This is a genomic window from Kitasatospora sp. NPDC051164 (assembly GCF_044455625.1).
Classification (GTDB): Bacteria; Actinomycetota; Actinomycetes; order Streptomycetales; family Streptomycetaceae; genus Kitasatospora.
Genome location: NZ_JBITFB010000010.1, coordinates 57,652 through 83,581, shown reverse-complemented (window position 1 = coordinate 83,581; position 25,930 = coordinate 57,652). Strand labels below are relative to the sequence as shown.

Sequence of the window (25,930 nt, the reverse complement as noted above, 5' to 3'; positions counted from 1 at the left end):
GGGGTCAGACCGGCAGGAGGCGGGCGATCAGTTCGCCGAGGCGGCGGGCGTTGCGGCAGGAGTGCATCTCCACGACGCCGGCGTAGGCGTGGGCGGCGGAGTCGCCGGTCGGCCAGAGGGACGGCTGTTCGGGGTTCAGCCAGAAGACCCGTCGGGCCCGGCCGGCGATCCGGCGGAGGGCGTCGAGGTTGGGGTCGCGGTGGTTGTTGCGGGCGTCGCCGAGGACCAGGACGCAGGTGCGGGGGCCGACGGCGTCCAGGTGGTGGTCGGCGAAGTCGCCGAGGGCGGAGCCGTAGTCGCTGTTGCCGTGGTAGCCCATCACCTTGGCCTCGGCGAGGATCCGGGCGGCCAGGCGGGCCGGGTCGTCGCCGTTCCTGAGCAGGTCGGTGACCTCCGCGGTGCGGTTGACGAAGGCGAACACCCGGACCTTGCTGAACTGTTCGCTCATCGCCTGGACCAGCAGCATGGTGAAGTCGGCGAAACCCGCCACCGAGCCGGAGACGTCGCAGAGCAGGACCAGTTCCGGCCGGGCCGGGCGGCGCAGCCGGTAGGCGGGGCGCAGCGGTACGCCGCCGGTGGTGAGCGAGCGGCGCAGGGTGCGGCGCAGGTCGATGCGGCCGCGGGCGGCGCGGCGGCGGCGGGCGGCCAGGCGGGTGGCGAGCTTGCGGGCCAGCGGGTGGACGGTGCGGCGCAGTTCGGCGAGCTGGTCGCGGCCGGCGTACAGGAAGTCGATCCGGTCGGCGGTGGGGGCGACGGCGCGCTCGGCGATCCGTTCGGGGCCGCGCAGTTCGGCGACCCGACGGCGGGCCTCGGTGGTGACCTGGGCGCGGAAGTCCCGGATGCGGCGGCGGATCTCGTCGGCGAGGACCAGGTCGGAGACGTCCGCCGGGCCGGGGCGGCCGCGCAGGGCGGCGAGGATCCGGGCCAGCAGCGTCTCGGGGGCCAGCCGGCCGAGCGCCTGCTGGGCGGACCAGCCGTCGGAGCCGGGCGTGCCGGGTGCGCCGCCGGCGCCGTACCGGCCGAAGGCTGCCACGACCTCGCCGGCGAGCCGGGCCTGGGCGGCGCGGTCGTCCGCGGCGAGGGCGGCGGCGAGGCGTTCGCGCAGGTCGTCGCGGAGCGGGTCGGGGCGGCCGAATCGTGGCGGCTCGGGGTCCTCGGGGACCGGTGGCGGGTCGGCTCGGACGGCTTCGGGGGTGCCGACGCCGAGGGGGAAGAACAGGTCGAAGGTGGCGTCGAAGACCACCCGTTGGCCGTCGGAGCGCAGCAGGGCGGCGGCCAGGCCGGCCCGCATCTGCTCGCGGTCGGTGAAACCGAGGACGTCGAGGACGGCGGCGGCGTCCACCGTCTCGGCCGGGCCGATCCGCAGGCCGTGGCCGCGCAGGGCGCGGACCAGGCCGGTGAGGCGGGCGGCGGTGTCGGTGGCCTGAGGCGCGGCGGGGCCGGCGCCCTGGGGTGCGGCGGTCACGCGAGGGTGAGCTTCTGGGCGGCCTTCCGGATGTCGTCCTGGTGCTTGAGGATCACCCCGAGGGTGTCCCGGACGGCCGTCTCGTCGAGGGTGTCCGCGCCCAGGGCGAGCAGGGTGCGGGCCCAGTCGATGGTCTCGGCGACGGACGGTGCCTTGCGCAGCTCCATCGCACGCAGCGCGCCGACGATCCGTACCAGCGACTCGGCCAGGGTGTCGTCCAGTCCCGGCACCTTGAGGCGGACGATCCGGCGCTCCAACTCGGCGTCCGGGTAGTCGAGGTGGAGGAAGAGGCAGCGGCGGCGCAGCGCCTCGGAGAGCTCGCGGGTGGCGTTGGAGGTGAGCAGGACGAAGGGACGGCGGGTGGCGGTGATCGTGCCGAGCTCGGGGACGGTGACCTGGAAGTCGCTGAGCACCTCCAGGAGCAGCGCCTCGACCTCGACGTCGGCCTTGTCCATCTCGTCGATCAGCAGCACCGTCGGCTCCTCGCCGCGGATGGCGGTGAGCAGCGGGCGGGTGAGCAGGAACTCCTCGCCGAAGATGTCGCCGCGGGCCTCCTCCCAGCCCTCGTCGCGGCCGGCGGTGATCCGCAGCAGCTGCTTGGCGTGGTTCCACTCGTAGAGCGCGCGGGCCTCGTCGATGCCCTCGTAGCACTGCAGCCGGACGAGCCGGGCCCGGCCGATCGCGGCGACCGCCTTGGCGAGCTCGGTCTTGCCGACCCCGGCCGGTCCCTCGACCAGCAGCGGCTTGCCGAGCCGGTCGGCGAGGAAGACGGTGGTGGCGACGGCCGGGGAGGCGAGGTAGCCGGTGGCGGCGAGTTGCTCGGCGGCGTCCGCGACCGAGGTGAAGAAGCCCGTGCCACGTGCCGTCGATCCGTCGCTGCCCATGTGCCCGCCCTGTTCAAGGTTCGCCGTCCGTGTGCGGCGCCACCCTACCGGCCGGTCACTTCGCTGTCTCGGTGTCCCGCCCGGTGCCCCGGTGCCCCGGTGTGCCCGGGCACGGCTCAGCGGCGTACGGCGTGGTGCCGGTGCCGTACGCCGCCGTGGTTGGGGTGGGGCTGCGCGTCAGCCGACGGTGCGGACCGGCGGGCGGTGCGGACCGTCAGTCGGCGCGGACCGTCAGTTGACGACGAGGACCGGGCTGCCGGCGACGGAGGTGTCGGTGACCGGGCCGTAGGTGGCGCTGAAGTAGCCCGTCGAGAAGCACAGGCCCGGGCCGGACACGAGGGTGAACGGCTGGGCGGAGAAGCCGATGGTGCTGCCGGTGTTCGAGGCGGTGCCGTTGATCCCGGTGGCGTTCTGGTAGTTGCAGCTGATGCTGCCCAGGATGGTGCTGAGCACCACGGTGGTGCCCATCGCGCCGGCCGCGCCGGGGGTGAGCTTGACCGGGTAGCCGGGGGCGTCGCTGACCGTGTTGGTGAACGGCAGGTTGGTGACGGTGATGCTCCTGACGCCCGTGACACCGAGGACGTTGGAGGTGCAGGAGCCGAAGGTCTGGGTGTTGAGCTGCTCGACGGCGCTGCCCGGGGCGGCCGGGTTGGCGGTCACGGTCGCCGAGAAGGAGGAGGCGGCACACTTGATGCCGCTCGTCCCGGTGGCGCTGTTGTAGAAGGTCGCGTAGCTGCCGGAGGCCAGGTTGGCGGACAGGACGTCACCGACGGCGACGGCCGGGCCGGTCGAACTGCCGGTGGTGAGTACGGCGGTGGCGGCCTCGGCGGGTGCCACGGCCGCGCCGGTGAGGGCGAGTGCGGCGAGTGCGGCGGTGGCGAGGGTGCGACGGATGCGCATGAGGGTACCTCTCTCCGTCCGGGGGACGGGTGGGGGAATCCCGGCGTGCGGGTGTGGTGGTGTGCACGACGGGGGAGGTGCATGGCGTACCGGGGGCTCTCCGGCGGGGCCGCGGTGCGGGCGGGCCCGGCGCCACGGGCCCGCTCGTGCGGTACGGCGGTGTGCGGACGTACAGCGGTGTACGGGTGTATCGGTGTACGGCGCTGCACGGACGTACGGATGTGGATGTACGGATGTGGACGTCCGGTGGTGCGGGACACAGCGGCACTGCGCAGAGTCGGTGCGGACGTGCGGTGCTGTGGGGGTGCACGTCGGCGGCTGCCACCGCCGCGGGCCCGCGCCCGCCGTGGTCCGGTGGTCCGGGCGGTTCGCCCGGACCATGGGAGCCCCTGGAGGTCGGCCGGTGGGGGCCTGCTCGCCCACCGGTTGGAAACCTGTCAGTGTTGTAAACCCGGTGTTGCGTCAATGTCAATACAGGACACAGGAGTTGGTGATGGATCGGAACTACCTCCGGAGTGCCGACGTGGTCCTGCTGCCGGGTGCGCGGACCGGCCGCGACCCCGCCCGCTCGATCAAGCCCGGCCCGCGCCGGCAGCCCGCGGGCGTGGTCGCCGCGACCCAGCGCGAGCGGCTGCTGGACGGGCTGGTCCGGACCGTCGCCGAACGCGGCTACCAGCACGCGACGGTGAGCGACATCTGCCGCGCGGCGGGTGTGACCAGGCCGGTCTTCTACGAGCTGTTCAGCGGCAAGGAGGACGCCTTCCTGGCCGCGCACCGGTACGGCACCGGAGTGGTGCTCCGGCGGATGGCGGCGGCCTTCGCGGCCGAATCCGACTGGTGCCGGGGGATCCGGCAGGCGCTCGGCGCGATGCTCCAACTGCTCGCCGGGACACCCTCGTTCGCCACCATGGCGGTGATCGAGGTCGAGGCGGTCGGCCCGGAGGGGCGGCGCGAGAGGGATCAACTCCTCACCAGGTTCCGGGCGTTCTTCGCCGAGGTGCCCCAACTGCCGGGCAGCGTAACGGTGAACGAGATGGTGGACGCCGTGGTGGGCGGCGTCTACAGCGCGCTCTACCGCCGGATCGACTCCGGCCGGACCGATCAACTACCGGAACTGCTACCGGTATTGAGTATGTTCTGCCTGGCTCCGTTCCTCGGTCCGGCGGAGGCCGCCGAGCGGCTCGGGGTGGCGGGCACGGTCGAGCGGACCGGCCCGGCGGGAGCCGCCGAGCGGCTCGGGCCCGGGATTGGTGAAGATCCTTCGTGCACCCGTATTGACCCGGCCAATACCCGGCAGTAGCTTCCCAGTTACTTACCGCGCTCCGACCTGACCCGCCCCGCTGCCGAGGGGCGGGTGATCCGGTCGGGCCGCGGAACGCTGTCCGCGCCAGGGCAACATGCCAGTGCCTGCACACCCAATCCACCCACAGGGAGCACACATGGCCATGTCCGAGGACGCCGCCGCGGCGGCCGAGACCCCACAGCCGGCCGGCCCGAGAAGAGGCCGGGTACGGCTCAAGCGCACCGTCCTGATGGCCGTGCCGGCCATCGCCGCCGGGGGCGTCCTGATGGCGCTCACCGCCCAGGGCGTACTCGCCGCGCAGTTCTCCATCTCCGGCATGCCGTTCACCATCACCGCCGACAAGCTGGACGGCCAGGGCTTCGCACAGTTCGGCGCGCTGGACTCGATGATCCCCGACAGCCCCAACGCGGGCTCCACCGGCGGCCAGGTCCTGGTCGCCGTGTCGGCGATCAAGAGCGCCCAGATCACCAACCTGTGCCAGAGCGTCGACCTCGGCGGCATCAACCTGGTGATCCACGCGGGCGACGGCGGCACCCCCGTCTCCGCCACCAACCTCACCACCGACTCCGATCTGCTGTCCGGCGACGCGGAGTTCACCAACATCGAGATCGGCGGCGACGCCAGCACCTTCGACAAGGCCGGACCGGTCGGCAAGGGCAACCCGGGCGTCTTCGGCCAGCAGGCCGACACCGTCCTGCTGACGCACCTCAAGCAGCACAACTACGCGAGCACCGCCGTCGGGTTCAAACTTCCCAATTTGCGGCTGAGCTTCAGCTCCCAGGGCTGCTGAGCATGGCGGAGTCCGCACCGGAGCCGACCGGCACCGGCGAGAGCACCGCGGCACGGGCCGAGGGGGTGGCGGCCGAGGGGACGGCCGCCACGCCCGGCACCGCTGCCACGGCCGCCGCCGAGCCCGCTGCCGCCACAGCCGCGGACGCCGAGCCCACAGCCGGCGAGCCCGCCACCCGCCCGGTCAAGCGGCGCGACTGGCGGGGCAGGCGACCGTTCTGGGGCGGGCTGCTGGTGCTGCTCGGCGGCGCCGAGATCCTGTTCACCCTGCGGGCCCCGCTGCCCGTCGTCCTGCACATCGGGATGCAGGGACTGGCCGGGTACCTGGTGCCGGCGGTGATGGTGCTGTGCGGCCTGCTGATCCTGTTCAACCCGGCGCAGCGGCTGTTCTACTCCATCCTCGCCGTGCTGGCCTCGCTGGCCAGCTGGGTCACCTCCAACCTGGGCGGCTTCCTGATCGGGATGCTGCTCGGGGTGGTGGGCTCCTGCCTCACCTTCGGCTGGCTGCCCGACCAGCCGCTGCGCCGTGGCCGGCAGCGGCGGCTGGACCGCCGCGAGGAGCGGCAGGCGGCCAAGACGGCCTCCGTCTGAAACGCGGGTGCCCCGCGCCTGGTGACGGGAGAGCACCAGGACGCGGGGCACCTGCTGACGGGCTCGTGCGAGCTCCGTCGGATCGTCGCGAGGCGTCGATCAGATGGTCGAGGCGTCGATCACGAAGCGGAACCGGACGTCGCCGTCCAGCACCCGCTGGTAGGCCTCGTTGATCTGGTCGGCCCGGATCAGCTCGATCTCGGCGGTGATGCCGTGCTCACCGCAGAAGTCCAGCATCTCCTGGGTCCCCGGCAGCCCGCCGATCATCGACCCGGCCAGCGAGCGGCGCCCGGTGATCAGCGCGTGGGCGTTGACCGAGACCGGCTTCTCCGGCGCACCGACCTGCACCATGGTGCCGTCGGTGCGCAGCAGGAGCAGGTAGGCGCTGAGGTCGAGGTCGGCCGAGACGGTGTTGACGATCAGGTCGAAGCTGCCCGCCAGCTCACTGAAGGTCGCCGGGTCGGAGGTGGCCCGGTAGTGGTCGGCGCCGAGCTTGAGGCCGTCCTCGCGCTTGCGCAGCGACTGGCTGAGCACGGTGACCTCGGCGCCCATCGCGTGGGCGAGCTTGACGCCCATGTGGCCGAGGCCGCCGAGGCCCACGATCGCGACCTTCTTGCCCGGGCCCGCGCCCCAGTGGGCGAGCGGCGAGTACAGCGTGACGCCCGCGCACAGCAGCGGCGCCGCGGCGTCCAGCGGCAGGTTGTCGGGGATGCTCAGCGCGTACGCCTCGTCCACCACCAGCTCCGAGGAGTAGCCGCCGTAGGTCGGCAGGCCGTCCGTGCCCATGCTGTTGTAGGTGAAGGTGACGCCGCCCTCGCGGGTGCAGTACTGCTGGAGGCCGGCGAGGCAGTTGTCGCACTCGCGGCAGGAGTCGACGAAGCAGCCGACGCCGACCCGGTCGCCGACCTTCCAGCGGGTCACGCCGGGGCCGACCTCGCTGACCACGCCCGCGATCTCGTGGCCCGGCACCATGGGGAAGATGCCGGTGCCCCAGTCCTCGCGGACCTGGTGGATGTCGGAGTGGCAGATCCCGGAGTACTTGATGTCGATCACGATGTCGTGCTCGCCCACGGCCCGGCGGGTGACGGTGGTCTTCGCCAGCAGGGCGTCGGGCCGCTGCGCCGCGTAGGCGGCGACGGTGCGGGTGTTCGTCGTGCTCGTGGTGCTCGTCATGCTCGTCGTGCTCGTCGTCTCGTTCGTCATGCCCTCAAGACTGCTGCGGCGCGATCGGGCCAACCAGACCAGAGGTCTTCGTACGAACCCGGGACGTAGGGGAGCGGAACGTAGGCGGGCGGAACGTAGGCGGGCCGGACGTACGCCCGCGGAAGGTACGCACGGCAGTATCACCCTCACCCGCCCCCCGGCGCACCGGATCGCCCGCATACTGCAGACATGGACCAGCGCACCGAACTCAGCGAGTTCCTCCGATCCCGCCGTGCCCGGCTGCGGCCCGAGGACGTGGGCCTGCGGGACACCACCACCCGGCGTCGGGTCCCCGGGCTGCGCCGCGAGGAACTGGCCCAGCTCGCCGGAGTCAGCACCGCCTACTACACCCGGCTCGAACAGGGCCACGGCGAGAACGTCTCCACCGCCGTGCTGGACGCCATCGCCCGGGTGCTGCGGCTCAGCCCCGCCGAGCGCGACCACCTCGGCCGGCTCACCAAGCCCGCCCGCCGCCGCTCCGGCCGGGCCGCCGCCCGGGCGCAGCTGGTGCGGCCCGCGCTGCAACAGCTCCTGGACGCGATGGACGGCGTTCCCGCGTACGTGCTCGGCCGGCGCCTCGACATCATCGCCTGGAACCGCCTCGGCACCGCTCTCCTCGGCGACTTCGCCGCGATGCCGCCCGAGCAGCGCAACATGGCCTGGAACGTCTTCCTCGACCCGGCCGCGCGCGAGCTCTACCAGGACTGGGAAGGCAAGGCCAGCGACGTCGTCGGCATCCTGCGCCTGGACGCCGGGCGCGACCCGGACGACCCCCGGCTGGCCTCGCTCATCGGCGAACTCTCCGTCAAGAGCGAGGACTTCCGCCGCCTCTGGGCCACCCACAACATCCAGGACAAGGGCCACGGCACCAAGCGGCTGCACCACGCGGTGGTCGGCGGGCTCAGCCTGCAGTACGAGACCCTGCGTCCGGCCGGGGACTCGGACCAGGTACTGGTCACCTACCACGCCGAACCGGGCTCGTCTTCGGCCGAATCGCTGCGCCTGCTGGCCAGTTGGGTGGCCACCGAGTTCCAGACCGACCCGTCCGAGCGGACGACCGGCTCACCCGCCGGTTCGCCCCCCGGTTCGCCCGCCGAGCAGTCCCGGTAGTCGGCAGGGGTCTTGGCAAGGGCTCCTGGCAAGGCCCGGTACGACCAGGCGCTGCAGCGCTCAGCGGAAGCAGTAGGAGTCCGAGGACGCGTCGCCGCCCGCGAGATGGGTCTGGTGAACGCGCAGGCCCCGGAAATCCGCGCCGTGCGGGAAGAAACGCTCGTCGACGCTCAGCCCGCCCGCCTCGGGGTCGGCGTCCAGCTTGACCATCCACGGCTCGATGCCGTCCGGGTAGAACTGGTCGTCCCAGGCGCCGTAGAGGGAGTTGGTGAGATACAGCCGCCGGCCGTCCCGGCTGATCTCCACCATCTGCGGCGCCCCGCTCAACGGCCGTCCCGGCTCGGCCGGGTGCGGGGTGCGGGCGACGACCCCACCCAGCCGGACGGAGGAGGCGAGCCGGGGGTGGAAGGGATCCGAGACGTCGAACTGGAACAGCTCGCCGGTGCCCCAAGCCGACACGTACAACCAGCGGTCGTCCACCGACAGATTGATGTCGGTGACCAGCGGCGGCACCGCGCCGAACGGCTGCAGCGCGCGCGGCAGGTCCTCGGCCTTCGCCGGCTCGGCGGGGATGTCGATCACCTTGCGCGCGGTGAACGCCGGCCCGTTCCGGTACCAGAGCCAGACCGAGGAGGAGAGGTCCTCGACGTTCGCCACCACCCCGGCGAACCCCCACTCCGCCTGCGGATCGTGCGCCGGACGCAGCTCCAACACCATCTGGTACTGGTCGCCGAAGTCGATCCGCTGCAGGTGCCGCCCCGAGTCCAGCTCCCAGAAGTGCAGTGCGTGCCCGTACTTGCGGCCCAGCAGCAGCTCCGGCACCACCCCGTCCTCGACCATCCACGGGCTGCCCCACTCACTGGTCACCCCCACATTGGTGCCGAGGTGCCACCAGACGTCGTACGCGAAGTGCTGCGGCCCGCGCTCCGTCTCCCAGGCGCGCAGCACATCGAAGGTGGAGTGGTCGAGGATCGCCACCCCGCCCGGTCCGTCCGTGCCCTCACCGGCGCCGAGGCACGACAGGAACACCCCCTCCGGGCCGCAGTGCAGGGTGTGCGGACGCGAGTAGCCCGCCTTGGCGGCGAGTTCGGCGGCCTCGACGGTCTTCACCAGACGCGGCCGGACGGGGTCGGGCCGGGTGTCCATGACGTGCAGGCGCGAGGAGCGCAGCCCGGGGAGCAGCAGGAACCGCCGCTCCGGATTCTCGTGGCAGGCATGGGCCAGGGCGCTGGAACAGGCGTTCCAGCCGAAATGGTGCAACTCGTCGCCCAGGGTGGGGAGTTCGGCGAAGTTCAGCACCCTCCCGTAGTCGGCTGATGCCGGATCCGTGTCCACCGTGAGCAGCGCGTCCGGCCGCTGAGCCCACCGGTCGAACCCGGCGACGTACGCGAGCTTCTCCGGCGGCGCGGCCATCGCCTCGGTGGCCGACCGGTACAGCGACGGATCCATGTGCACTCCCCAACTCGCCTGCCCTGTCCGGGAAGCGTTCCACACGACCACCGGCGCACAGCAGGCGTACGAGGAGTGGGACGGAGGCGCGGAGCGCACCGTGAGCCGGTGCACGACAGCACGACCGGGGGCAACCTCCACAGCCGGTCGTCCAGGCGGACACCGCGCAGGTGACGATCGAGGCTCGCCCGCCGGCGGTCACCGTCACCGGCCTCGGTGGCATCGGCACGTCGACCCTGGCCATCGCCGTCGGCCACGCGCTGCTGTGCGCCGGCGGCTCCTCCCTCGGACACCCCCGCCGACCGACCGGCCACCGCCGAGCGCCGGGCACCTACCGGCCGGTATCGTCTGGCTCGGAACGGGTGGTCACCTGCCACATCGGCGGGCGGAGCAGAGGATCGGTGCGGCGCAGATGGAGTTTCGGGAAGACGTCCTGGGTGCCCCTTACGAGGCGGCGGAGCTGGAGCTGCGGCCGGATGCCGAAGGGGCGGTGTGCGCGACGCTGGTGCGTCGGCTGGTCCCCGGCGCGCAGCGGGCCGTGCTCTACATCCACGGGTACAACGACTACTTCTTCCAGACCAACCTGGCCGACCACTACACCGCGCTCGGGTTCTCGTTCTACGCGCTCGACCTGCGCAAGTACGGCCGTTCGCTGCGCCCGCACCAGTCGCCGAACTTCGTCCGTGACCTCGTGGAGTACGACGAGGAGATCGACGAGGCGGTGCGGATCATCCGGGAGGTGGACGGGCACCGGCAGCTGCTGGTGAACGGGCACTCGACGGGTGGGCTGGTCGGTGCGCTGTGGGCGGGGCGTCGGGCCGGGCAGGGCCTGGTGGACGGGCTGTTCCTCAACTCGCCGTTCCTGTCGATGCCGACGTCACCGGTCGTACGGAGCGTCGGCGGGCCGGCGGTGACGGCGATCGGGCGGCTGGCGCCGACCCGGGTGCTGCCGTCGACGTTGAACCCGCACTACACGCACAGCCTGCACAAGGACCACAGGGGCGAGTGGGACTTCGACCTCACGCTCAAGCCCGCCGAGGGCTTCCCGCTGTTCGCGGGCTGGCTGTCGGCGATCCACCAGGGGCACCGGCGGCTGCGGCACGGGCTGGGCATCGACGTGCCGGTGCTGCTGATGGCCTCGACCAAGTCCATCGCCACCACGAAGTGGCACAACGCGCTGCACCACGCGGACGCGGTGCTGCGCGCCGACGACATCGCCGCACAGGGGCCGAGGCTCGGCCGGCACGTGACGATCGTCCGGATCGAGGGCGGTATGCACGACCTGGTGCTCTCCGGGGAGAAGGCTCGCACCCAGGTGTTCGCCGAGCTGGATCACTGGCTCGCGGCTTACCTGGACGTGCAGCCGGTGGACGTGCAGCCGGTGGACGTGCAGTCGGTGGACGTGCAGCCGGAGGACGTGCGGCCGACCGGGGAAAGCGCGTGACCTTCGAGCACGACGAGCCGGTGCCGGTCGGGCGGCGGACCGACCTCGGCTTCGCCAAGCTCATGCCGGACATCGACCGCGACGGCGGCTGGCTGCTGACCCTGGACGGCACCCCGCAGTCGTATGTCGATCTCGCCGATCCGACGCACCTGGAGTTCGAGTACACCCGGCGCCTCGGCCACCTCGCGGACGCGCTGGCCCCCGCCGGGCAGCCGCTGGACGTGCTGCACCTCGGCGGCGGCGCGCTCACCCTGCCCCGCTACCTGGCGGCCACCCGGCCGGGTTCGCGGCAGCGGGTGGTGGAGGTGGACGGGCCGCTGCTGGAGCTGGTCGCCGAACGGCTGCCCTGGCAGGGGCCCGGCGCGGACGTCACCGCGACCGTCGGCGATGCCCGGGCGGCCCTCGCCGACGTCCCGGCGGCCTCGCAGGACCTGGTGATCGCCGACGTCTTCCGTGGCTCCCGCACCCCGGCGCACCTCACGTCTGTGGAGTTCCTGCGGTTGGCGGCGGACACCTTGCGTGAGGGCGGCTGCTACGCGGCCAACCTGGCGGACGGCCCGCCGCTGGCGTTCGCCAGGGCGCAGGCGGCGACGGTAGGGGCGGTGTTCCCGTACGTCTGCCTGGTGGCGGAGGCGTCGGTGCTGCGCGGGCGGCGGTACGGCAATGTGCTGCTGGCCGGTTCGACGGCGCCGCTGCCGGAGGCGGAGCTGGCCCGGTTGTTCGCGGGTGACATCTTCCCGGCCCGGTTGGTGGAGGGGAGCGACCTGGCGGCTCTGGTCGGCCGCACGGCCCCGGTCACGGATGCGGACGCCACCGATTCCCCGCCTCCGCCGGACGGTGCCTTCAGCGTCGGATGAGCCGAGCCGGGTGTGGTGCGCGAGAAGTCGGCCACGTCGACTTCTCCTGCCGCCGGTCGAGCGGCGCGTCGGCGGGTGGGGCGGTCCGGACCGGGTGTCAGAATCGGCGGGTTCATGCCCGAGCGCGAGACACCCGCGCGGCACCCGTTCGGCACCCGCGGGGTACGCGTGGCACACGCGCGGGCATCCGGGGAGCACGTCGAAGGAGCGAGCGATGACTGGCGGCGCGGAGCGGCCCGAGCTGGAGGCGGTGCCGGAGACGGCGCTGTGGACGCTGTGGCACCGGGCGGTGGAGGCGCGGCGGCCGGACACCGTGCTGCCGGACCCGAAGGCGGTCGAGCTGGTCGGCCGGATCGACTTCCCGTTCGCGGAGCGGTTCGGGCAGAACGCGGTGGTGAGCCAGCTGCAGGCGCTGCGCGCGGCCTGCTTCGACCGTGAGGTGGCGGACTTCCTGGCCCGGGAGCCGCGCGGCACCGTGGTCTGCCTGGGGGATGGCCTGGAGACCCAGTACTGGCGGGTCGACAACGGGCGGGCCCGCTGGCTGAGCGTGGACCTGCCGGAGGCGGTGGCGCTGCGCTCGGAGCTGCTGCCGCCCGGCGCGCGCCAGCGCTACCTGGCCGCCGACGCCGCGGAACTGGGATGGGCCGACGAGGTGGACGGCAACCGTGAGGTACTGGTCAGCGCACAAGGCTTGTTGATGTACCTTCCGCCGGCCCGGGTGAGATCCCTGATCGCGGGCTGCGCGGAGCGGTTCCCGGGCGGCTCGCTCGTGCTGGACGCCGTGCCGCGCTGGTTCAGCCGACTCACCCTGAACGGGAAGATGCATGCCCGCGGCTACCAGCCGCCGCCGATGCCGTGGGCGATGGACGCGGGTGAGCGGGACAAGCTCCGCACCGCCAGTCCGGCGGTGGCGGCGGTGCGGGACGTCCGGCCGACCGGCGGACGCGGTCTGGTCGGCGTCCTGCTGCCGCTCGCGCTGACCATCCCGCCACTGGCCACCGGCCGTCCGTCCGTCACCGTCCTGGACTTCGCCGAGCGGCCCGAGCAGTCGTAGGACAGTAAGCAGTCCTAGGACAGCAAGCCGTCGTAGGACAGCATGCAGTCGTCGAACACCTGATCAATGCCGGTGGACCGGGTGCCCAGGGTGGGATTTCCTGCTTGGGAGAGCGGGAAGGCCGTACCGATTTCCTCGGGTTGCCCGGGAACGTCGATGCGGACGGACAGCGTCCGGTCGAGAAGCTGTTCCTGTGTCATCCGGAAGTCGATGTTGACGAGGCCGTGCTGCGCGCAATTCTCGCAGTTCCGCGGATTGTCCGGTTGGAAGAAGAAGCGCTTCGCGATCGGCTCACCGTCCGCGAGCAAACTCACGATGAACGAACCCGGGATGTTCAGCCGGTCGATCCCCTTGACCCGCACCGAAACAGGGTTGGCGCTCCGGAACGCGAAGGTGCGGGCGGCCTCGATGTTTCCGGACAGATTCTCCAACACGCCCTCCGCGGGGTCGGCGAGTTCCAGCCGATCGTACGAGACCTCGGTTTCGATCGTCTGGGCGGTGGTCGCGGTGAACGGTGGCAGCGCGCCGCCGAGCGGATCCGTGGGCCAGTCCGGGTCCTGCCCCAGCGTGGTTCGGAATCCGGTCGGCGTGGTCGCGCCGACGCGGGTCTGCCAGCTCAGCCAGAGGCGGTCGATGTTGCAGTGGAAGAACCAGAACACCGGGTCGAAGGAAGCTACCCACTGGTTGCCCATCGTCGGGCCGATCGACCCGGCGGCGAGGCCGACTGGTCCGATGGGGCGGCCTTGCCGGAGCATCTGGCGCGAGTCGATTTGATGAGCGCCGCGATTTGCGGAATCAAATTGTTCCGCTTGTACCTCCCCGCCGTCACTCCGAGTCCTCAGGACCTGCGGCCGGCGGAGGTCCGGGCGTTGGTGCTCGACGCGGTGCCGCGCATGATCCGACCGAGGCGGGCCGAGGCCGGCGTCAGCCGAAGGTGGCGGAGGGCGGCCGAAGTCTTTGGCCTCTCGAGGTCTCCCGAGGTCTCCCGAGGGCAGAGGTACTTTGCCGAATCTTGAAGAAATGCCGGTCGGACTGGAACCATGGCGTGCGGCCGCACGTCGAAAACCACGGGTTATCGGCCGGGGGGACAGACCGCCCGGCACGTTACGCTGCCCTGAGGGGGAACGGCGGCGTTGCCGCCATCGGACCACTGCCGGGACCGGCCCGCAGCTCCACGGGGAGCGCGGCCGGTCCCGTCCTGCCACGGAGGTACTGGCCTTGCACATCGACGCCTGGATCGAGGGCATTCCACCGACGGCGGTGTACGCCGTGGTCGGCCTGATCATCGGGATCGAATCGCTGGGCATCCCGCTGCCCGGCGAGATCGCCCTGGTCACGGCGTCCCTGATGGCGGTCAAGGGCGTGGTGAGCCCGTGGGGCGTCGCGGGCTGCGCGATCGCGGGTGCGATCATCGGCGACTCGATCGGCTACTCGATCGGGCGTAAGGGGGGCAAGCCGCTCTTCGAGAAGCTGGGACGCAAGTTCCCCAAGCACTTCGGGCCCTCGCACCTGGCCACCGCGGAGCGCTCGTTCCAGAAGTGGGGCATGTGGGCGGTCTTCTTCGGCCGGTTCATCGCCCTGCTGCGCATCTTCGCCGGTCCGCTGGCAGGCGCGCTGAAGATGCCGTACTGGAAGTTCCTGATCGCCAACGTGCTGGGCGGCGTCGTCTGGGCCGGCGGCACGACGCTGCTGGTGTACAAGGTGGGCAAGAGCATCGAGCCGTGGCTGTCCCGCTTCTCCTGGGCCGGTCTGGCGGCAGCCGTCGTGATCGGCGGCCTGTCGGCCTGGATCATGAAGCGTCGGGCCGCGAAGACGCACGCCAAGATCGAGGCGGAGGAGGCGGCCGCGGCCGCGGCAGCCGCCAGGACCGCCGTCCCGGAGTAACGGAACGGAACCCAGCAGAACGCCACGGGACGTGACTGACGGCCGTCCCGGAGCCATCGGGCCCTCGGAGTAGCATCGGCGGAGTACCTGCCGATCTTGCACTCCGGAGGGCCCGATGACGTTGCAGCCGACCTGGGACGCGGTGGACGCGTACTTCTCCGAGCAGCTGGTCGGACACGATCCGGCGCTGGAGGCCGCGGCGGCCGCCGCCGACGCGGCCGGGCTGCCGAACATCGCGGTGGCCCCCAACCAGGGCAAGCTGCTGCACCTGCTGGCGCTGACCCAGGGCGCGAAGCGGATCCTGGAGGTCGGCACGCTCGGCGGCTACAGCGCGATCTGGCTGGCCCGGGCGCTCCCCGCGGACGGCACCCTGATCACCCTGGAGATCGACCCGAAGCACGCCGAGGTCGCCCGGGGGAACCTGGCCGCCGCCGGACTGGAGAAGGTCGCCGAGGTACGGCTGGGCCGGGGCGCCGACTCGCTCGCGGCGCTGGTGGAGCAGGGCGTGGAGCCCTTCGACCTGGTCTTCATCGACGCGGACAAACCGAGCAACCCCGAGTACTTCCGCCGGGCGCTCCAGCTGACCCGGCCCGGCTCGCTGATCATCGTCGACAACGTGGTGCGCGGCGGCGCCGTCGCCGACGCGGACAGCACCGACCCGGCGGTGCTCGGCACCCGGGCCCTGCACGAGCTGATCGCGGCCGAGCCGAGGGTCACCGCGACCTCGGTGCAGACGGTCGGCAGCAAGGGCTACGACGGCTTTACGCTCGCCCGCGTGCAGGGCTGACGCTCGCACGCAGGGCTGGACGCCCACGCGCAGGGCTGACGCCCGCGTGCAGGGCTGAGTTTTTCAGCACCACCGAGGAACGGAGACATCGTGCGGATCGGACTGCTGGGCACCGGCCCCTGGGCGGAGCGGGTGCATGCGCCCGTGCTGGCGGAGCATCCCGGGCTGGAGTTCGCCGGTGTCTGGGGCCGCCGCCCGGAGGCGGCCGAAACCCTGGGCGCGGCGCACGGTGTGCCCGGGTACGCCGACCTCGACCGGCTGCTGGCCGACGTGGACGCGGTCTCCATCGCGCTGCCCCCGTCGGTGCAGGCGGGCCTCGCGGTGCGGGCCGCCGAGGCCGGCTGCCACCTGCTGCTGGACAAGCCGGTCGCGTTGACCGTGCCGGACGCCGAGGCCGTGGCCGAGGCCGTCCGCGCGCACAAGGTCGCCTCGGTGGTGTTCTTCACGGTGCGCTTCGGCGGCCCGCAGATCCCGTGGCTCGAGGAGCAGGCGGCGTTGGGCGGCTGGTACACCGGCCGCTCGGACTGGCTCGGCTCGGTGTTCGCGCCGGGCAGCTCCAGCCCGTACGCGGCCTCGCCGTGGCGCAAGGAGAAGGGCTCGCTGTGGGACGTCGGCCCGCACGCGCTGTCCGTACTGCTGCCGGTGCTCGGCGACGCAAGGCAGGTGACGGCGGTGGCGGGCCCGCTGGACACCGTGCACCTGGTGCTGCGGCACGCCGGCGGCGCATCCAGCACGCTCGCGCTCAGTCTGACGGCGCCGGTCGCGGCGGGCGGGACGGGCCTGGAGCTGCGCGGCGAGCACGGCGTGGCACACCTGCCGGAGCACGGTGAGGGTCCGCTCGCCGCGCTGCACCGGGCGCTGGACGCCCTGCAGTCCGCGGCAGCCTCCGGCGAGCCGCATCCGTGCGGGGCGGACTTCGGGCTGCGGGTGGTGGAGATCCTCGCCGCGGCCGAGCGCTCGCTGGCCGTCGGCGGACCGGTGCAGGTCTGAGGCCTCGCGGACTCGGTGACGCCGGGGGGGGCGCTTCGGTGCCCCGCCCGGCGTCGGTCGTTCGTGCGTCCTTCGTTCGGGTGTCGTTCGTGCGCCGGGCGTGTCGGGCCGGTCAGGCCGGCGGCAGGGCCGGCGGGGACCCGGACGGGCGGCGGTCGGTGGGCCGGGCCGGGGGGATGACGGCCGCGCGGAAGTCGCGCGGGCCGGTCCAGAGCGCGGGGACGGCGTCGCTGCGGCGGGCCAGTTCGTACGCGACGGCCTCGTAGTTGACGCGCCAGCCGTGGAAGTGCGCCCAGGCGTCCTCGACCGGGCGTTCGCGGCGGAAGCCGGCCGCCATGATCATCGCGACGGCGCCCAGGTACTCGGCGTAGGTCAGCCGGATCGGGACCTCCGGGTCCGGGTCCGGGTCGAAGGGGATCCGCAGCGCGCGGGCGATGTCGCGCATCGCGGTGAACCCGGCGCGGATCACCAGCCGGGCCTCGGCGGGCGCCGTGCGCGGGCACAGGGCGAGGTGCAGCGCGGCGGCGTCCATCACGGCGATCAGGCCGACCACCCAGCTGCGGTTCGGCTGCGGGGAGCGGAAGGAGAGCAGCACCGGGTAGTTGGAGTGGCTCTCGCCGATGTCGGCGGCGAGGCGCTCCCAGTCCCGGTAGAGCTGGGGGAGCGCGTTCTCGGTGTCGACGAGGGACTGGCGGGCCAGCAGCTCGGGGCCCCAGGCGGGTTCGCCGGCCCGGGACTGCAGCAGGGTCACCTCGGTCTCGCGCCGCTGGTAGGCGGCGTAGAGGGTCGGCAGGTAGGCGATCTGCAGGGCGACCACCAGCGGGCCGCTGGCGGCGGCCATGAAGTCGATCGCGGACAGCTGCAGCCGCTCGCCGCTGGCGTAGCCGAGGGTGAAGAGGCTGGAGCCGGCCTCGCGGATCGAGGTCGACCAGTCGAGGTCGGAAGTGCCGTGCAGCAGCAGCGTGTAGGCGACCATCATCCCGCTGAGCCACAGCCCGAGCATCCCCAGCAGGACCAGCGGCGCGAGCCAGGTGAGCGCCCGGTCCTGTGCGCGGTAACCGCCGAACGGCGTGGCGGAGAGCCGCAGCACGCCCCGCAGCACCGCCCAGAGCCGGTTCACCAGGGACGAGTAGAGCCCGCGCGGGACGACCAGCGTGCGCAGGATGCTGCCGACGACGAGCAGGAGCAGCAGCGCACCGATCACGGTGTGGATCAACCTCATGGCGCCATTCTGACGGTCGGCCGGAGCGGTTGCGGCGGAGGCCCGGTCCGGTTCCGACGCGCCGTCGCGCGCGGTATGACGACGATCACATCCTTTCCCCGCCGCCGGAATGCCGCCCTCATCTCGTCTAACTGTTCGAGAGGGCCGTCGGATGAGCGAAGCGGAGAGCGGACTGTGCGTCCACAGCGAGGTGGCGGGGCCGAGGAGGAGAAGCCCGGACGGCGGCGACGCCGGCGACGGCGGCCGTTGCGGTGGCTCGACTATCCGCGCCAGCGGCGGCGCGGGGTCCGCCGCTGGCTCCCGTCCTGGCGGCAGCTGCTCCTGGTGGCCGGGGTGGGGGCCTTGCCGCTGACGGGGTGGCTGGCCTGGTTCTTCGCGACCACGAAGGTGCCGGACGACCTGAACTCCTTCGCCACCCAGCAGAACAACGTCTACTTCTGGGCGGACGGCACCGAGATGGCCCGCATCGGCGAGACCAACCGGCAGGAGGTGCCGTTGGAACAGGTGCCGGAGTCGGTGCGGTGGGCGGTGCTGGCCGCAGAGAACGAGACCTTCTACTCGGATCCCGGGATCTCGGTCAAGGGTATCGGCCGCGCGTTCTGGTCGATGCTCTCGGGCGGCGACACCCAGGGCGGCTCGACCATCACCCAGCAGTACGTCAAGAACATCTACCTGAACCAGCACCAGGACTACGCGCGCAAGCTCAGAGAGGCCGTCATCGCGATCAAGCTGGACGACCGGATGAGCAAGAACGACATCCTGGCCGGCTACCTGAACAGCAGCTGGTTCGGCCGCGGCAGCTACGGCATCGAACGCGCCGCCGCGGCGTACTACGGCAAGGACGTCTCGCAGCTCGACCCCAGCGAAGGCGCCTTCCTGGCCGCCCTGTTGAAGGGCGCGGGGCAGTACGACCCGGCGCTCGGCGCGGAGAACCGGAAGAGGGCCGAGGAACGGTGGTCCTGGATCCTGGACCGGGAGGTCGAGGTCGGAAAGCTGTCCCGCGCCGAACGCGCCCGGTACACGGTGTTCCCCGAGCCCAAAGCCCAGCCGAAGTCGGCGGGCCTGGGCGGCCAGGTCGGGTACCTCGTCGACACGGCCCGGTCCTACGTGGAGAGCCACAGCGACATCACGCCGGCCCAGCTGGACCTCGGCGGCCACCAGATCTTCACCACCTTCGAGAAGCCCAGGGTCGACGCGCTGGCCGTCGCGGTGCAGGAAGCGACCAAGGGGATCGACCCCGACAATCGCGAGGCCGACAAAGCCCTGAAGGTCGGTGCCGCCTCGGTCGGCCTCGACGGGAGGATCGTCGCGCTCTACGGCGGCCCGAACTACCTGAAACAGGGCTTCAACAACGCCAACACCTCGACGGTGCCGATCGGTTCGGCCTTCACCCCGGTCGTGTACGCCACCGGGCTCAGCCAGGGCGTCCAGCGCGGACGCGGCGGCAATCGCACCCCGATCACGCCCACCACCACCTACAACGGGGACAACGGGGTGAACGTGATGACCCCGGAGGGGCCGTACTGGGGACGCGACGGCAAGATCGTGAAGACCGCCAACGACGGCAAGCGCGACTGGGGCCCGGTGAGTCTGAGAAGTGCCGTGGAGCAGTCCGTCAACGGGCCGATGATGCAACTCGGCATGGACATCGGCCTGGACCGGGTCCAGAAGACCGCCGCCGACCTCGGCCTGCTCCCCGGCAGCATGGGCGAACTGGTACCGGCCTTCGCGGCCGGCAACTCCACCCCCAGCGCCATCAGGACGGCGGACGCGTACACCGCCTTCGCCGCCGGCGGGAACCGGACGGACCCGTACTCGGTGCTCCGGATCACCCGCAACGGCGCGCCGCTCGCGCTGCGCCTGCCGGCCGCCGCGCGGGCACTGCCGGCGGCGGTGGCGGGCGAGGTGGACGCCGCGCTCAAGGGCGCCGTCCGCGGCGGGAGTGCCGCGCCGGCGGCGGAGGTCGGCCCGGACCTGGCCGCGAAGCCCGGCACGACGGCGGACCGGACGGCGGGGTGGATCGTCGGCTACAACGGGCAGCTGTCGACGGCGGTCACCGTGTTCCGGGCGGACCTGCGGGACATGAAGCTGCTCTCGCTGGAGGGACTGGGCGGGGCGGCGCCGGAAACCCCCGACTCGGCGCTGCCCGCGCGGATCTGGACCTCGTACATGAAGGCGGCGGGCGGGCCGGCGGGCGGGCGGTAGGCCGGGCCGTGCGGCTGCGGGCTCCGCAGCCGCACGGGGCCGGTCACTTCACCAGGCGGGACCAGTCGGCCGGCTGCCCGGGGTCGAGTTGGCGCAGTTTGTCGAGCACCTTGGGGTCCTGGGCGTCCAGCCAGTCGGCGACCTGGCGGAAGGAGACGCAGCGCACCTCCTCGCGCTTGCAGACGCCCTTCATCACGTCCTCGATGGCCTGCATGTAGATGCTGCCGTTCCAGTCCTCGAAGTGGTTGCCGATGAAGAGCGGCGCCCGGCTGCCGTTGTAGACCCGCTCGAAGCCGGCCAGGTAGCCGTCCCGGGTGTTCTTCTCCCACTCGTCGTACTTCTTCGGGTCGCCCTTGGTGGTGTTCCCGGACTGGTTGGCGAGGAAGTTGAAGTCCATCGAGAGGACCTGGGCCGACGTGCCCGGGTAGGGCAGCATCTGGAGGGGGAAGTTCCAGATGCCCTCCTTCTTGACGGGCCAGACCTGGAACTCGCCGGGCGAGCTGGCGTCGTAGCGGAAGCCCGCCGCCTTCTCCGCCGGGAGCAGGTTCTTCTGGCCCTCCAGGCAGGGGGCACGTCCGCCGACCAGCTCCTTGGTGTAGTCGAAGGGGAGCGGCGGGAGGTCCTTGTAGCCGGTGTTGGTCTTCCAGTTGGTGACGAAGGAGACCGCCTGGTCGAGCTCGCTCTTCCACTCGTCGGTGGACCAGTCCCCGCCGCCACCGCTCTTGGGGCCGCAGAAGTGCCCGTTGAAGTGCGTGCCGATCTCGTTGCCGTCCTGCCAGGCCAGGCGCAGCTGCTCCAGCGTGTCCTTGAGATGGCCGTCGGTGGCGAAGTCGATGGCGGTGGCGCCGGCGTCGTGCTGCGGCGGGTGGTAGAGCGTGCGCTTCGACTTGGGCAGGGTGTAGATGCCGCTCAGGAAGAACGTCATCTGGGCGTTGTTCTCCAGGCCCAGCTTGCGGAAGTGGGAAAACTGGTGGTCGTCGCCCTCCAGAGCCCCGTCCCAGGAGAAGACGACGAACTGCGGCGGCTTCTCACCGGGCTTCAGCTTCTCGGGCACGGGCTGCTTGGGCTGCGGCCCGGTGTCGGAGGTGGAGCCGTCACCCAGCACCTTGACCTGGCCGTCCCAGGTCGGCACCGGGGTCGGGGTGGGGGCGGGGGTGTCGGAGGGGGCCCCACTCGGGGTGGTGGGTGGGGGGCTCGAGGGGGTGGTGCCGGTGGCGGTGGGTCTGCTCCTGGTGTCGGAGCATCCCGTGGTCAGGACGAGAGCCGAAACGACCCCCACCGCCAGCAGACCGGTCGCGCCACGAGCAAGCCGCACCGTACCTCCGAAAATCGCCCTAGAGTTCGATCATTAGAACATCTTGATCGACGTGTGAGAGGGCGGGAAAGGTTGCGCCTGCCGAGGTGAACCACCAAGCGGCGGGCCTACGTTGGACGGTGTCCGAGACTCCGCTGGAACGCCTCGGCAGCCGCGAGAGTGTAGAAGCGCCGGATCCGGTCCGAGGAGCCGGGAACGCGGACGTAGTCGTTGCGAACCTGGTCCCAGAGGGCCCAGCACTCCAGGGTGAAGAAGTGCGGGCTCCGGGAGTCGATCACGCGGATCTCGAGCTCCGTGGGGGTGGTGGGGCCGTCGGTCATCGCCGCGTCGCCACCTGGATGAACCCGGAGGCCTTCTCCACACGCTTGGAGAAGTCGTCGAACTCGCCCTCGATCGGCGAGATCGCGGCCTTGTGGGGGACGAGGATCGCGCCGGCCTGCCTGTCGAGGACCCGCTGCAAGGCGGCCCGGAGCATGGGCCGGTGCTCCGGCCCCTTCCGGTTCACCTCGTCGTCCACCACGATCAGGTCGATGCCCCAGTTGAAGGCCCCGGCGTAGGCCTCACACACGCTCAACTCGTGCTCGGGGAAGCCGGAACCGCTCCGCGCCAGGTACATCACGACCCGGAAGGGCGGGGTGGGGTTGTTGCAGGACGTGGGACTGGCCATCGTCCACTCCTCTCCGTAGTAACTCGACTACCAGGTGTGCCCACTGTCGGCTAAGCTTGGCAATCGTTCAACTTGCCTGCGTCTCAAGTGGAATCGGGTGTGAGCCTTGAACCGCAGAGAGCTTGATCCAACGTCATCCCCGCGAGAGTCCTTCGGCGCCCTGCTTCGCAGCTCGCGCGAGGCACTGGGCTGGACCCAGCAAGACCTGGCCGCAGCCATGGGCTACTCGGACAGCTACATCTCGGCGGTGGAAACAGGCCGCAAATCCACCAGCCGAGCCTTTGTCAGGGCGGCCGACAAGGCGCTCGGGACGGGCCAGACGCTGGAGCTGATGTGGCTGGGGATGAGGCGCAAGGGGTTCTTGGAGGGCTTCCCCGAGCATGCCGCGCAGGAGGCCCGGGCGTCCGAGATCAGGATTTACGAACCGAACCTCGTCCCCGGGCTCTTCCAGACCAAGGCCTACGCATCCGCGATCGAGGCGGCGGCAGTACAGCGGGGGAGTAGTACGCCTGACCAGGCCGAGGAGCGAGTGAAGTTCCTCATGAAGCGGCAGGGGCTTCTCAAGCGTGCCAAGCCGCCGGTCATCCATGCAGTGATAGACGAGAGTTGCATCCGGCGCCCGGTGGGCGGCGCTGCGACCATGCGTTCCCAGCTCGATCACCTGGTCGAGATGGTGATGAAGCCCCATGTGATCTTTCAGGTGGCTCCGTTCGCCATGGCCGAGCATGCCCCGTTCCGCGCGTTCGTCACATTGCTGACGTTTGCCGACCGTTCGGTGGTCGGCTACACGGAATCTGCGGATCACGGCTTTGTCGTGCGGGAAGACAAGACTGTCAGGGAGTGGGAAACGGCCTACCATCGGTTGCAGGTGGAAGCGCTGACCAGAGCTGCTTCCCTTGACCTGATCCGCAAGGCCCGAGAGGAACTTTGACCCATGATCCGGCCAGACCTGTCCCGCGCTTCCTGGTTCAAGTCGTCGCACTCCGGCAACGGCGGGTCCTGCGTCGAGGTCTCGCCCGACTTCTCCGGCGTCGTTCCTGTCCGCGACTCGAAGTGCCCGGAAGGGCCTGTGCTCGCCTTCCCGATCGATGCATGGCGATCCTTCGTTGCCGCCGCTGCCGCAGGCGAGTTCGGCGGCAACTGACCGCCGCCGAACGCCTCGTCACGAACGTGACCGGTATCACGCGATCAGGCTGAAACCTTGTCGCGTCGTTCGTCGATCTTGTCACGGGAGTGATCGAGGTCGACGAGCGCGTGGGGGAAACGCCATGGTGGATGACGGGGCGAAAGCCGGCGGGCCGGAGTTCAAGATCCGGCCGGGGGACCTGAAGGACGCCGCGCCGACGTTCGAGAACCAGAGCAAGGCGCTCAAGGAAGCCCTCGACAAGCTCAAGCAGAGCCTCACCGAGGCCGGCAGCCCGTGGGGCGGCGACAAGCAGGGCAACGAGTTCGCCCAGGCCTACAACGGCCCGCACGACAAGGTGCTCTCCGCGCTCGACGTCCTGGTCAAGGGGCTCACCAGCATCCACGACGGTCTGGTCGTCCATGCCGACAACCACACCGGCGCCGACAACCACGCGCGGAAGAACATGACGCCATGATCGCCGCCTCCTTCCGGACGGGGGCGGCGGGAGGGTGAGTCCACGGCGGCGAAGGCCGTCCGCAAGCTCACCGGGATGTGGTGGCCCGACGCCGATCCTGACAAGCTCCGCAAGGTCGCCGACGCGTGGGAGGCGATGGCCACCGTCATCGACAACGTCACCGCGCCCACCAACCAGGCCGCGGCCGCGATCGTCGCCAACAACCACGGCCCGGCGATCGACGCCTTCGGCAAATTCTGGAGCCAGTACTACGGGGGCCAGGACAGCGCGGGCAAGGGCAAGGGCTGGCTCCCCGACACCGCCGACGCCTGCCGCAGCCTGGCCAAAGCCCTGCGCGACTTCGCCCACGAGGTCGACAAGGCGATCAAGAAGCTGGAGGAGGAGGCCGCGATCGTCGGCGCGACCCTGGTCGCCGGCACCGCTCTCGCCTTCTTCACCGTCGGAATCTCCGAAGGCGTCGCGGTCACCGCTGCCGCGGGCATCGTCGCCACCGCCGCCGGCCTCGGCGTAGCCGTCTCCGAGACCATCGCCATGATCGCCGCCACCGTCCTCACCGGCGTCGTGTTCGGTGCCGTCGAAGCGATCGTCGTGGACGTCGCCGTCGCCCAGCCCATCCGCGTCGAGTTCTACGACGACGGCGGCTACAGCCTCAAGGAGGCCGTCGATGCCGAGAAGACCGGCGGCATCATGGGCGGCGCCGGTGCCGGTCTCGGCGCCGGCGGGCGCGTGGTCGCCAACGCCGCCGAGCGCGCGGAGAGCGCCTCCGTCGCCCTCGCCGGCCTGGCCAAGGTCGCCAACGCCGCCGATACCCTCCCGGGCCGCATGGTCACCGGCGCCGGCCTCACCTACGGCTACGACACCGCCTTCAAGACCGGCCCGGTCATGCCGCTGGACCTCGTCCTCGGCGCCGTCGGCGGCGCCGCCGCACCCGGGAGCAGCACTCCGAAGCGCCGCCCCGGATTCACCGGGGCAGAGGCGAACGGCTGGTCCGACACGAAGGGCGCCCCACCGGAGCCCTGGATATCGGACTCCGGCTCTCGTTATGCGTCCCCTCCGGAAAACTCGCCGGACCGGCTAGCCGTGGAGCGCTATGAGGATTACCGCACCAGGACGGACGATGTGATCGAGGTCGCCAAGGAGACCGGTGTCGATCCCCGAATCGTCCAGGTCGCCAAGGACAACCTCATGATCAACCGCCACGATGTCCAGGTGGGGCCGGGCGAAGGCAACGTTCTAAAGGACGTCCATTTCTCACCGGTTGCAGAGATTTCCACCCCGTGGAATGCCGCCGTGGGTGGATTCATCAAACCCGGGAGCATTCCCGCCTTGCGTGGCACCATCGCCCATGAGTATGTCGAGGCAAAGCTTTTCGAAGCCGGCCTCCCTTACCTCTCCAGTCACCCGGACGCCTGGGTGGGCGACAAGCCGATCCCCCACCCCGAACACTTCGGCGCGCACAGTCTGGCGCCAAAGAGCTTTCACCCCGGAGAGATATCGGCGGACGGGTCTCTCGCCCACTGGGAGATCTTCGGCCTCAAAGCGCCCACGACACCAGTCGCCGACGACCTCTCGAATCTTGATATCGTGGTCGACGCCATCAAATCCCAACTTCGCGAGAGAGGATATGACCTGAAGTGAGCACAACCGCCGTTCAGTACATGGCCGAGCGCCTCAAGGGCATCCAATGGGCGGCCTACAGGGAGGCGCACGAGAAGTCCTTCTCTCGCGCAGCACTCATGGAGGAGTACCTCCGTCGAGCCGCACTCTGGCTCAACGCGTTCGGGGACACCGACGAGTGGCCGTTCTTCGATCTTGCGGCCATTGTGGCACCGGCTGTGCGGGCCGACCCGGCGTTGGTCGCGGATGTCGAGAACTTCGTCGACGACGCCTCCAACTCGGGGTACGCCGTCGAATCCTCGATGGCTGCCATCCAGTGGGCCGCCCTGCGCGACACCCCCGGGCTGAGCCTTCCTTTGCTGCCCGACCCCTTTGAACCCCTGCTCCGTCTTTTCGAGCGCGGCGGTGTCGCCTTCTCCTTCGCCAACGGCTTCATCGACTTCGGCATGATCATGGTGCCGCGCGGCAACTGGCGAAAGCATCTGTCCCCGACCCCCGTTGTCGAGTTGGACGACAGAGCCCTTGACGCAGTCGACGCGGAAGGCTGGGCCCGCCTCCGCCCCCGAAACCCGACCGTTGCAGAGTGAACGACT

General features: G+C 71.1%; 26 protein-coding genes. 16 read left to right on the top strand and 10 right to left on the bottom strand.

Features of this window, described 5'->3' with window-relative positions; all coding sequences use genetic code 11:
* Positions 1-4 precede the first annotated feature (4 nt).
* From ACIBEC_RS16775 to ACIBEC_RS16765, 3 genes are all read right to left on the bottom strand, one after another.
* Complete coding sequence (locus tag ACIBEC_RS16775; protein WP_360503055.1) at positions 5-1,465, bottom strand: VWA domain-containing protein; 1,461 nt, start codon at positions 1,463-1,465, stop codon at positions 5-7.
* Positions 1,462-2,349, bottom strand: a complete 888-nt coding sequence (locus ACIBEC_RS16770) for a MoxR family ATPase (protein WP_360503058.1) — start codon at positions 2,347-2,349, stop codon at positions 1,462-1,464. The genes ACIBEC_RS16775 and ACIBEC_RS16770 overlap by 4 nt, the downstream gene beginning before the upstream one ends.
* Before the next feature lie 231 nt (positions 2,350-2,580).
* Entirely contained in the window at positions 2,581-3,249 is a 669-nt protein-coding gene (locus ACIBEC_RS16765; RefSeq protein WP_360503061.1) for a Tat pathway signal sequence domain protein, read from the bottom strand.
* Between the two features lie 493 nt (positions 3,250-3,742).
* Between ACIBEC_RS16765 and ACIBEC_RS16760 the strand changes: the two genes are divergently transcribed.
* The 3 genes from ACIBEC_RS16760 to ACIBEC_RS16750 all read left to right on the top strand — a co-directional run bounded on the left by ACIBEC_RS16760 (position 3,743) and on the right by ACIBEC_RS16750 (position 5,932).
* Positions 3,743-4,549 (top strand): TetR/AcrR family transcriptional regulator, encoded by an 807-nt coding sequence (locus ACIBEC_RS16760; protein ID WP_360503063.1) that lies wholly within the window; start codon positions 3,743-3,745, stop codon positions 4,547-4,549.
* A gap of 139 nt (positions 4,550-4,688) precedes the next feature.
* Positions 4,689-5,342 carry a DUF6230 family protein gene (locus ACIBEC_RS16755; RefSeq protein WP_360503066.1) on the top strand — a complete coding sequence of 218 codons (654 nt, stop codon included), beginning with the start codon at positions 4,689-4,691 and terminating at the stop codon, positions 5,340-5,342.
* A 65-nt stretch (positions 5,343-5,407) separates the two neighbouring features.
* Complete coding sequence (locus ACIBEC_RS16750; protein WP_396287964.1) at positions 5,408-5,932, top strand: DUF6114 domain-containing protein; 525 nt, start codon at positions 5,408-5,410, stop codon at positions 5,930-5,932.
* A 99-nt stretch (positions 5,933-6,031) separates the two neighbouring features.
* On the opposite strand, the gene ACIBEC_RS16745 is transcribed toward ACIBEC_RS16750, so the two are convergent.
* Positions 6,032-7,105, bottom strand: coding sequence for an NAD(P)-dependent alcohol dehydrogenase (locus ACIBEC_RS16745; protein WP_360503068.1), 1,074 nt, complete (start codon positions 7,103-7,105; stop codon positions 6,032-6,034).
* A gap of 219 nt (positions 7,106-7,324) precedes the next feature.
* On the opposite strand from ACIBEC_RS16745, the gene ACIBEC_RS16740 reads away from it, so the two are divergent.
* Positions 7,325-8,245 carry a helix-turn-helix transcriptional regulator gene (locus tag ACIBEC_RS16740; protein WP_360503071.1) on the top strand — a complete coding sequence of 307 codons (921 nt, stop codon included), beginning with the start codon at positions 7,325-7,327 and terminating at the stop codon, positions 8,243-8,245.
* 60 nt (positions 8,246-8,305) lie between these two features.
* Here the strand turns inward: ACIBEC_RS16740 and ACIBEC_RS16735 are convergent, their stop codons facing one another.
* The gene (locus ACIBEC_RS16735; protein ID WP_360503073.1) at positions 8,306-9,694 is read right to left on the bottom strand and encodes a selenium-binding protein SBP56-related protein; all 1,389 of its coding nucleotides are present in this window, start codon (positions 9,692-9,694) and stop codon (positions 8,306-8,308) included.
* Between the two features lie 412 nt (positions 9,695-10,106).
* Here ACIBEC_RS16735 and ACIBEC_RS16730 point away from each other — a divergent pair, with 412 nt between their 5' ends.
* The 3 genes from ACIBEC_RS16730 to ACIBEC_RS16720 all read left to right on the top strand — a co-directional run bounded on the left by ACIBEC_RS16730 (position 10,107) and on the right by ACIBEC_RS16720 (position 13,049).
* Positions 10,107-11,138 carry an alpha/beta hydrolase gene (locus ACIBEC_RS16730; RefSeq protein ID WP_360503075.1) on the top strand — a complete coding sequence of 344 codons (1,032 nt, stop codon included), beginning with the start codon at positions 10,107-10,109 and terminating at the stop codon, positions 11,136-11,138.
* 62 nt (positions 11,139-11,200) lie between these two features.
* The gene (locus tag ACIBEC_RS16725) at positions 11,201-11,995 is read left to right on the top strand and encodes a fused MFS/spermidine synthase (protein WP_360503102.1); all 795 of its coding nucleotides are present in this window, start codon (positions 11,201-11,203) and stop codon (positions 11,993-11,995) included.
* A gap of 214 nt (positions 11,996-12,209) precedes the next feature.
* The gene (locus ACIBEC_RS16720) at positions 12,210-13,049 is read left to right on the top strand and encodes a class I SAM-dependent methyltransferase (protein ID WP_360503077.1); all 840 of its coding nucleotides are present in this window, start codon (positions 12,210-12,212) and stop codon (positions 13,047-13,049) included.
* A 14-nt stretch (positions 13,050-13,063) separates the two neighbouring features.
* Here the strand turns inward: ACIBEC_RS16720 and ACIBEC_RS16715 are convergent, their stop codons facing one another.
* On the bottom strand, positions 13,064-13,804 hold the full coding sequence (locus tag ACIBEC_RS16715) for a tyrosinase family protein (RefSeq protein WP_396287956.1): 741 nt from the start codon (positions 13,802-13,804) through the stop codon (positions 13,064-13,066).
* Between the two features lie 463 nt (positions 13,805-14,267).
* Between ACIBEC_RS16715 and ACIBEC_RS16710 the strand changes: the two genes are divergently transcribed.
* The 3 genes from ACIBEC_RS16710 (at position 14,268) to ACIBEC_RS16700 (ending at position 16,710) form a co-directional block, all read left to right on the top strand.
* Positions 14,268-14,933: a DedA family protein gene (locus ACIBEC_RS16710; protein ID WP_360503082.1), complete on the top strand. Its 666-nt coding sequence runs from the start codon at positions 14,268-14,270 to the stop codon at positions 14,931-14,933.
* A 115-nt stretch (positions 14,934-15,048) separates the two neighbouring features.
* The gene (locus tag ACIBEC_RS16705; protein WP_360503084.1) at positions 15,049-15,720 is read left to right on the top strand and encodes an O-methyltransferase; all 672 of its coding nucleotides are present in this window, start codon (positions 15,049-15,051) and stop codon (positions 15,718-15,720) included.
* A gap of 90 nt (positions 15,721-15,810) precedes the next feature.
* A complete protein-coding gene (locus ACIBEC_RS16700; RefSeq protein WP_360503087.1) occupies positions 15,811-16,710 on the top strand; it encodes a Gfo/Idh/MocA family oxidoreductase in 900 nt (299 codons plus the stop codon).
* Between the two features lie 112 nt (positions 16,711-16,822).
* Here ACIBEC_RS16700 and ACIBEC_RS16695 read toward each other — a convergent pair whose 3' ends face one another.
* Positions 16,823-17,932 carry a hypothetical protein gene (locus ACIBEC_RS16695; protein WP_360503089.1) on the bottom strand — a complete coding sequence of 370 codons (1,110 nt, stop codon included), beginning with the start codon at positions 17,930-17,932 and terminating at the stop codon, positions 16,823-16,825.
* Positions 17,933-18,106: 174 nt separating this feature from the next.
* Here ACIBEC_RS16695 and ACIBEC_RS16690 point away from each other — a divergent pair, with 174 nt between their 5' ends.
* Positions 18,107-20,137, top strand: coding sequence for a transglycosylase domain-containing protein (locus ACIBEC_RS16690; RefSeq protein WP_360503092.1), 2,031 nt, complete (start codon positions 18,107-18,109; stop codon positions 20,135-20,137).
* Positions 20,138-20,180: 43 nt separating this feature from the next.
* On the opposite strand, the gene ACIBEC_RS16685 is transcribed toward ACIBEC_RS16690, so the two are convergent.
* From ACIBEC_RS16685 to ACIBEC_RS16675, 3 genes are all read right to left on the bottom strand, one after another.
* Positions 20,181-21,392 carry a hypothetical protein gene (locus ACIBEC_RS16685; RefSeq protein WP_396287963.1) on the bottom strand — a complete coding sequence of 404 codons (1,212 nt, stop codon included), beginning with the start codon at positions 21,390-21,392 and terminating at the stop codon, positions 20,181-20,183.
* A gap of 167 nt (positions 21,393-21,559) precedes the next feature.
* Entirely contained in the window at positions 21,560-21,772 is a 213-nt protein-coding gene (locus tag ACIBEC_RS16680; RefSeq protein ID WP_360506938.1) for a hypothetical protein, read from the bottom strand.
* Complete coding sequence (locus tag ACIBEC_RS16675) at positions 21,769-22,119, bottom strand: hypothetical protein (RefSeq protein ID WP_360506941.1); 351 nt, start codon at positions 22,117-22,119, stop codon at positions 21,769-21,771. Before ACIBEC_RS16675 ends, ACIBEC_RS16680 begins: the two co-directional genes overlap by 4 nt.
* Positions 22,120-22,225: 106 nt before the next feature.
* Here ACIBEC_RS16675 and ACIBEC_RS16670 point away from each other — a divergent pair, with 106 nt between their 5' ends.
* The 5 genes from ACIBEC_RS16670 (at position 22,226) to ACIBEC_RS16650 (ending at position 25,924) form a co-directional block, all read left to right on the top strand.
* Positions 22,226-23,050 carry a helix-turn-helix transcriptional regulator gene (locus ACIBEC_RS16670; protein ID WP_360506944.1) on the top strand — a complete coding sequence of 275 codons (825 nt, stop codon included), beginning with the start codon at positions 22,226-22,228 and terminating at the stop codon, positions 23,048-23,050.
* Positions 23,051-23,053: 3 nt separating this feature from the next.
* Entirely contained in the window at positions 23,054-23,263 is a 210-nt protein-coding gene (locus tag ACIBEC_RS16665; protein ID WP_360506947.1) for a DUF397 domain-containing protein, read from the top strand.
* A 124-nt stretch (positions 23,264-23,387) separates the two neighbouring features.
* The gene (locus tag ACIBEC_RS16660) at positions 23,388-23,720 is read left to right on the top strand and encodes a WXG100 family type VII secretion target (protein ID WP_360506950.1); all 333 of its coding nucleotides are present in this window, start codon (positions 23,388-23,390) and stop codon (positions 23,718-23,720) included.
* Between the two features lie 75 nt (positions 23,721-23,795).
* Complete coding sequence (locus ACIBEC_RS16655) at positions 23,796-25,358, top strand: hypothetical protein (RefSeq protein ID WP_360506953.1); 1,563 nt, start codon at positions 23,796-23,798, stop codon at positions 25,356-25,358.
* The gene (locus ACIBEC_RS16650) at positions 25,355-25,924 is read left to right on the top strand and encodes a hypothetical protein (protein WP_360506955.1); all 570 of its coding nucleotides are present in this window, start codon (positions 25,355-25,357) and stop codon (positions 25,922-25,924) included. Before ACIBEC_RS16655 ends, ACIBEC_RS16650 begins: the two co-directional genes overlap by 4 nt.
* Positions 25,925-25,930: the final 6 nt, after the last annotated feature.

Bases quoted from the DNA above. Each gene is read 5' to 3' on its own strand.
- ACIBEC_RS16760 (WP_360503063.1), top strand. From the start codon at position 3,743: ATGGATCGGAACTACCTCCGGAGTGCCGACGTGGTCCTGCTGCCGGGT.
- ACIBEC_RS16770 (WP_360503058.1), bottom strand. From the start codon at position 2,349: ATGGGCAGCGACGGATCGACGGCACGTGGCACGGGCTTCTTCACCTCG.
- ACIBEC_RS16675 (WP_360506941.1), bottom strand. From the start codon at position 22,119: ATGGCCAGTCCCACGTCCTGCAACAACCCCACCCCGCCCTTCCGGGTC.
- ACIBEC_RS16730 (WP_360503075.1), top strand. From the start codon at position 10,107: ATGGAGTTTCGGGAAGACGTCCTGGGTGCCCCTTACGAGGCGGCGGAG.
- ACIBEC_RS16665 (WP_360506947.1), top strand. From the start codon at position 23,054: ATGATCCGGCCAGACCTGTCCCGCGCTTCCTGGTTCAAGTCGTCGCAC.
- ACIBEC_RS16765 (WP_360503061.1), bottom strand. From the start codon at position 3,249: ATGCGCATCCGTCGCACCCTCGCCACCGCCGCACTCGCCGCACTCGCC.
- ACIBEC_RS16715 (WP_396287956.1), bottom strand. From the start codon at position 13,804: ATGCTCCGGCAAGGCCGCCCCATCGGACCAGTCGGCCTCGCCGCCGGG.
- ACIBEC_RS16705 (WP_360503084.1), top strand. From the start codon at position 15,049: ATGACGTTGCAGCCGACCTGGGACGCGGTGGACGCGTACTTCTCCGAG.
- ACIBEC_RS16695 (WP_360503089.1), bottom strand. From the start codon at position 17,932: ATGAGGTTGATCCACACCGTGATCGGTGCGCTGCTGCTCCTGCTCGTC.
- ACIBEC_RS16655 (WP_360506953.1), top strand. From the start codon at position 23,796: ATGTGGTGGCCCGACGCCGATCCTGACAAGCTCCGCAAGGTCGCCGAC.
- ACIBEC_RS16725 (WP_360503102.1), top strand. From the start codon at position 11,201: ATGCCGGACATCGACCGCGACGGCGGCTGGCTGCTGACCCTGGACGGC.
- ACIBEC_RS16680 (WP_360506938.1), bottom strand. From the start codon at position 21,772: ATGACCGACGGCCCCACCACCCCCACGGAGCTCGAGATCCGCGTGATC.
- ACIBEC_RS16740 (WP_360503071.1), top strand. From the start codon at position 7,325: ATGGACCAGCGCACCGAACTCAGCGAGTTCCTCCGATCCCGCCGTGCC.
- ACIBEC_RS16735 (WP_360503073.1), bottom strand. From the start codon at position 9,694: ATGGATCCGTCGCTGTACCGGTCGGCCACCGAGGCGATGGCCGCGCCG.
- ACIBEC_RS16755 (WP_360503066.1), top strand. From the start codon at position 4,689: ATGGCCATGTCCGAGGACGCCGCCGCGGCGGCCGAGACCCCACAGCCG.
- ACIBEC_RS16720 (WP_360503077.1), top strand. From the start codon at position 12,210: ATGACTGGCGGCGCGGAGCGGCCCGAGCTGGAGGCGGTGCCGGAGACG.
- ACIBEC_RS16660 (WP_360506950.1), top strand. From the start codon at position 23,388: ATGGTGGATGACGGGGCGAAAGCCGGCGGGCCGGAGTTCAAGATCCGG.
- ACIBEC_RS16745 (WP_360503068.1), bottom strand. From the start codon at position 7,105: ATGACGAGCACCACGAGCACGACGAACACCCGCACCGTCGCCGCCTAC.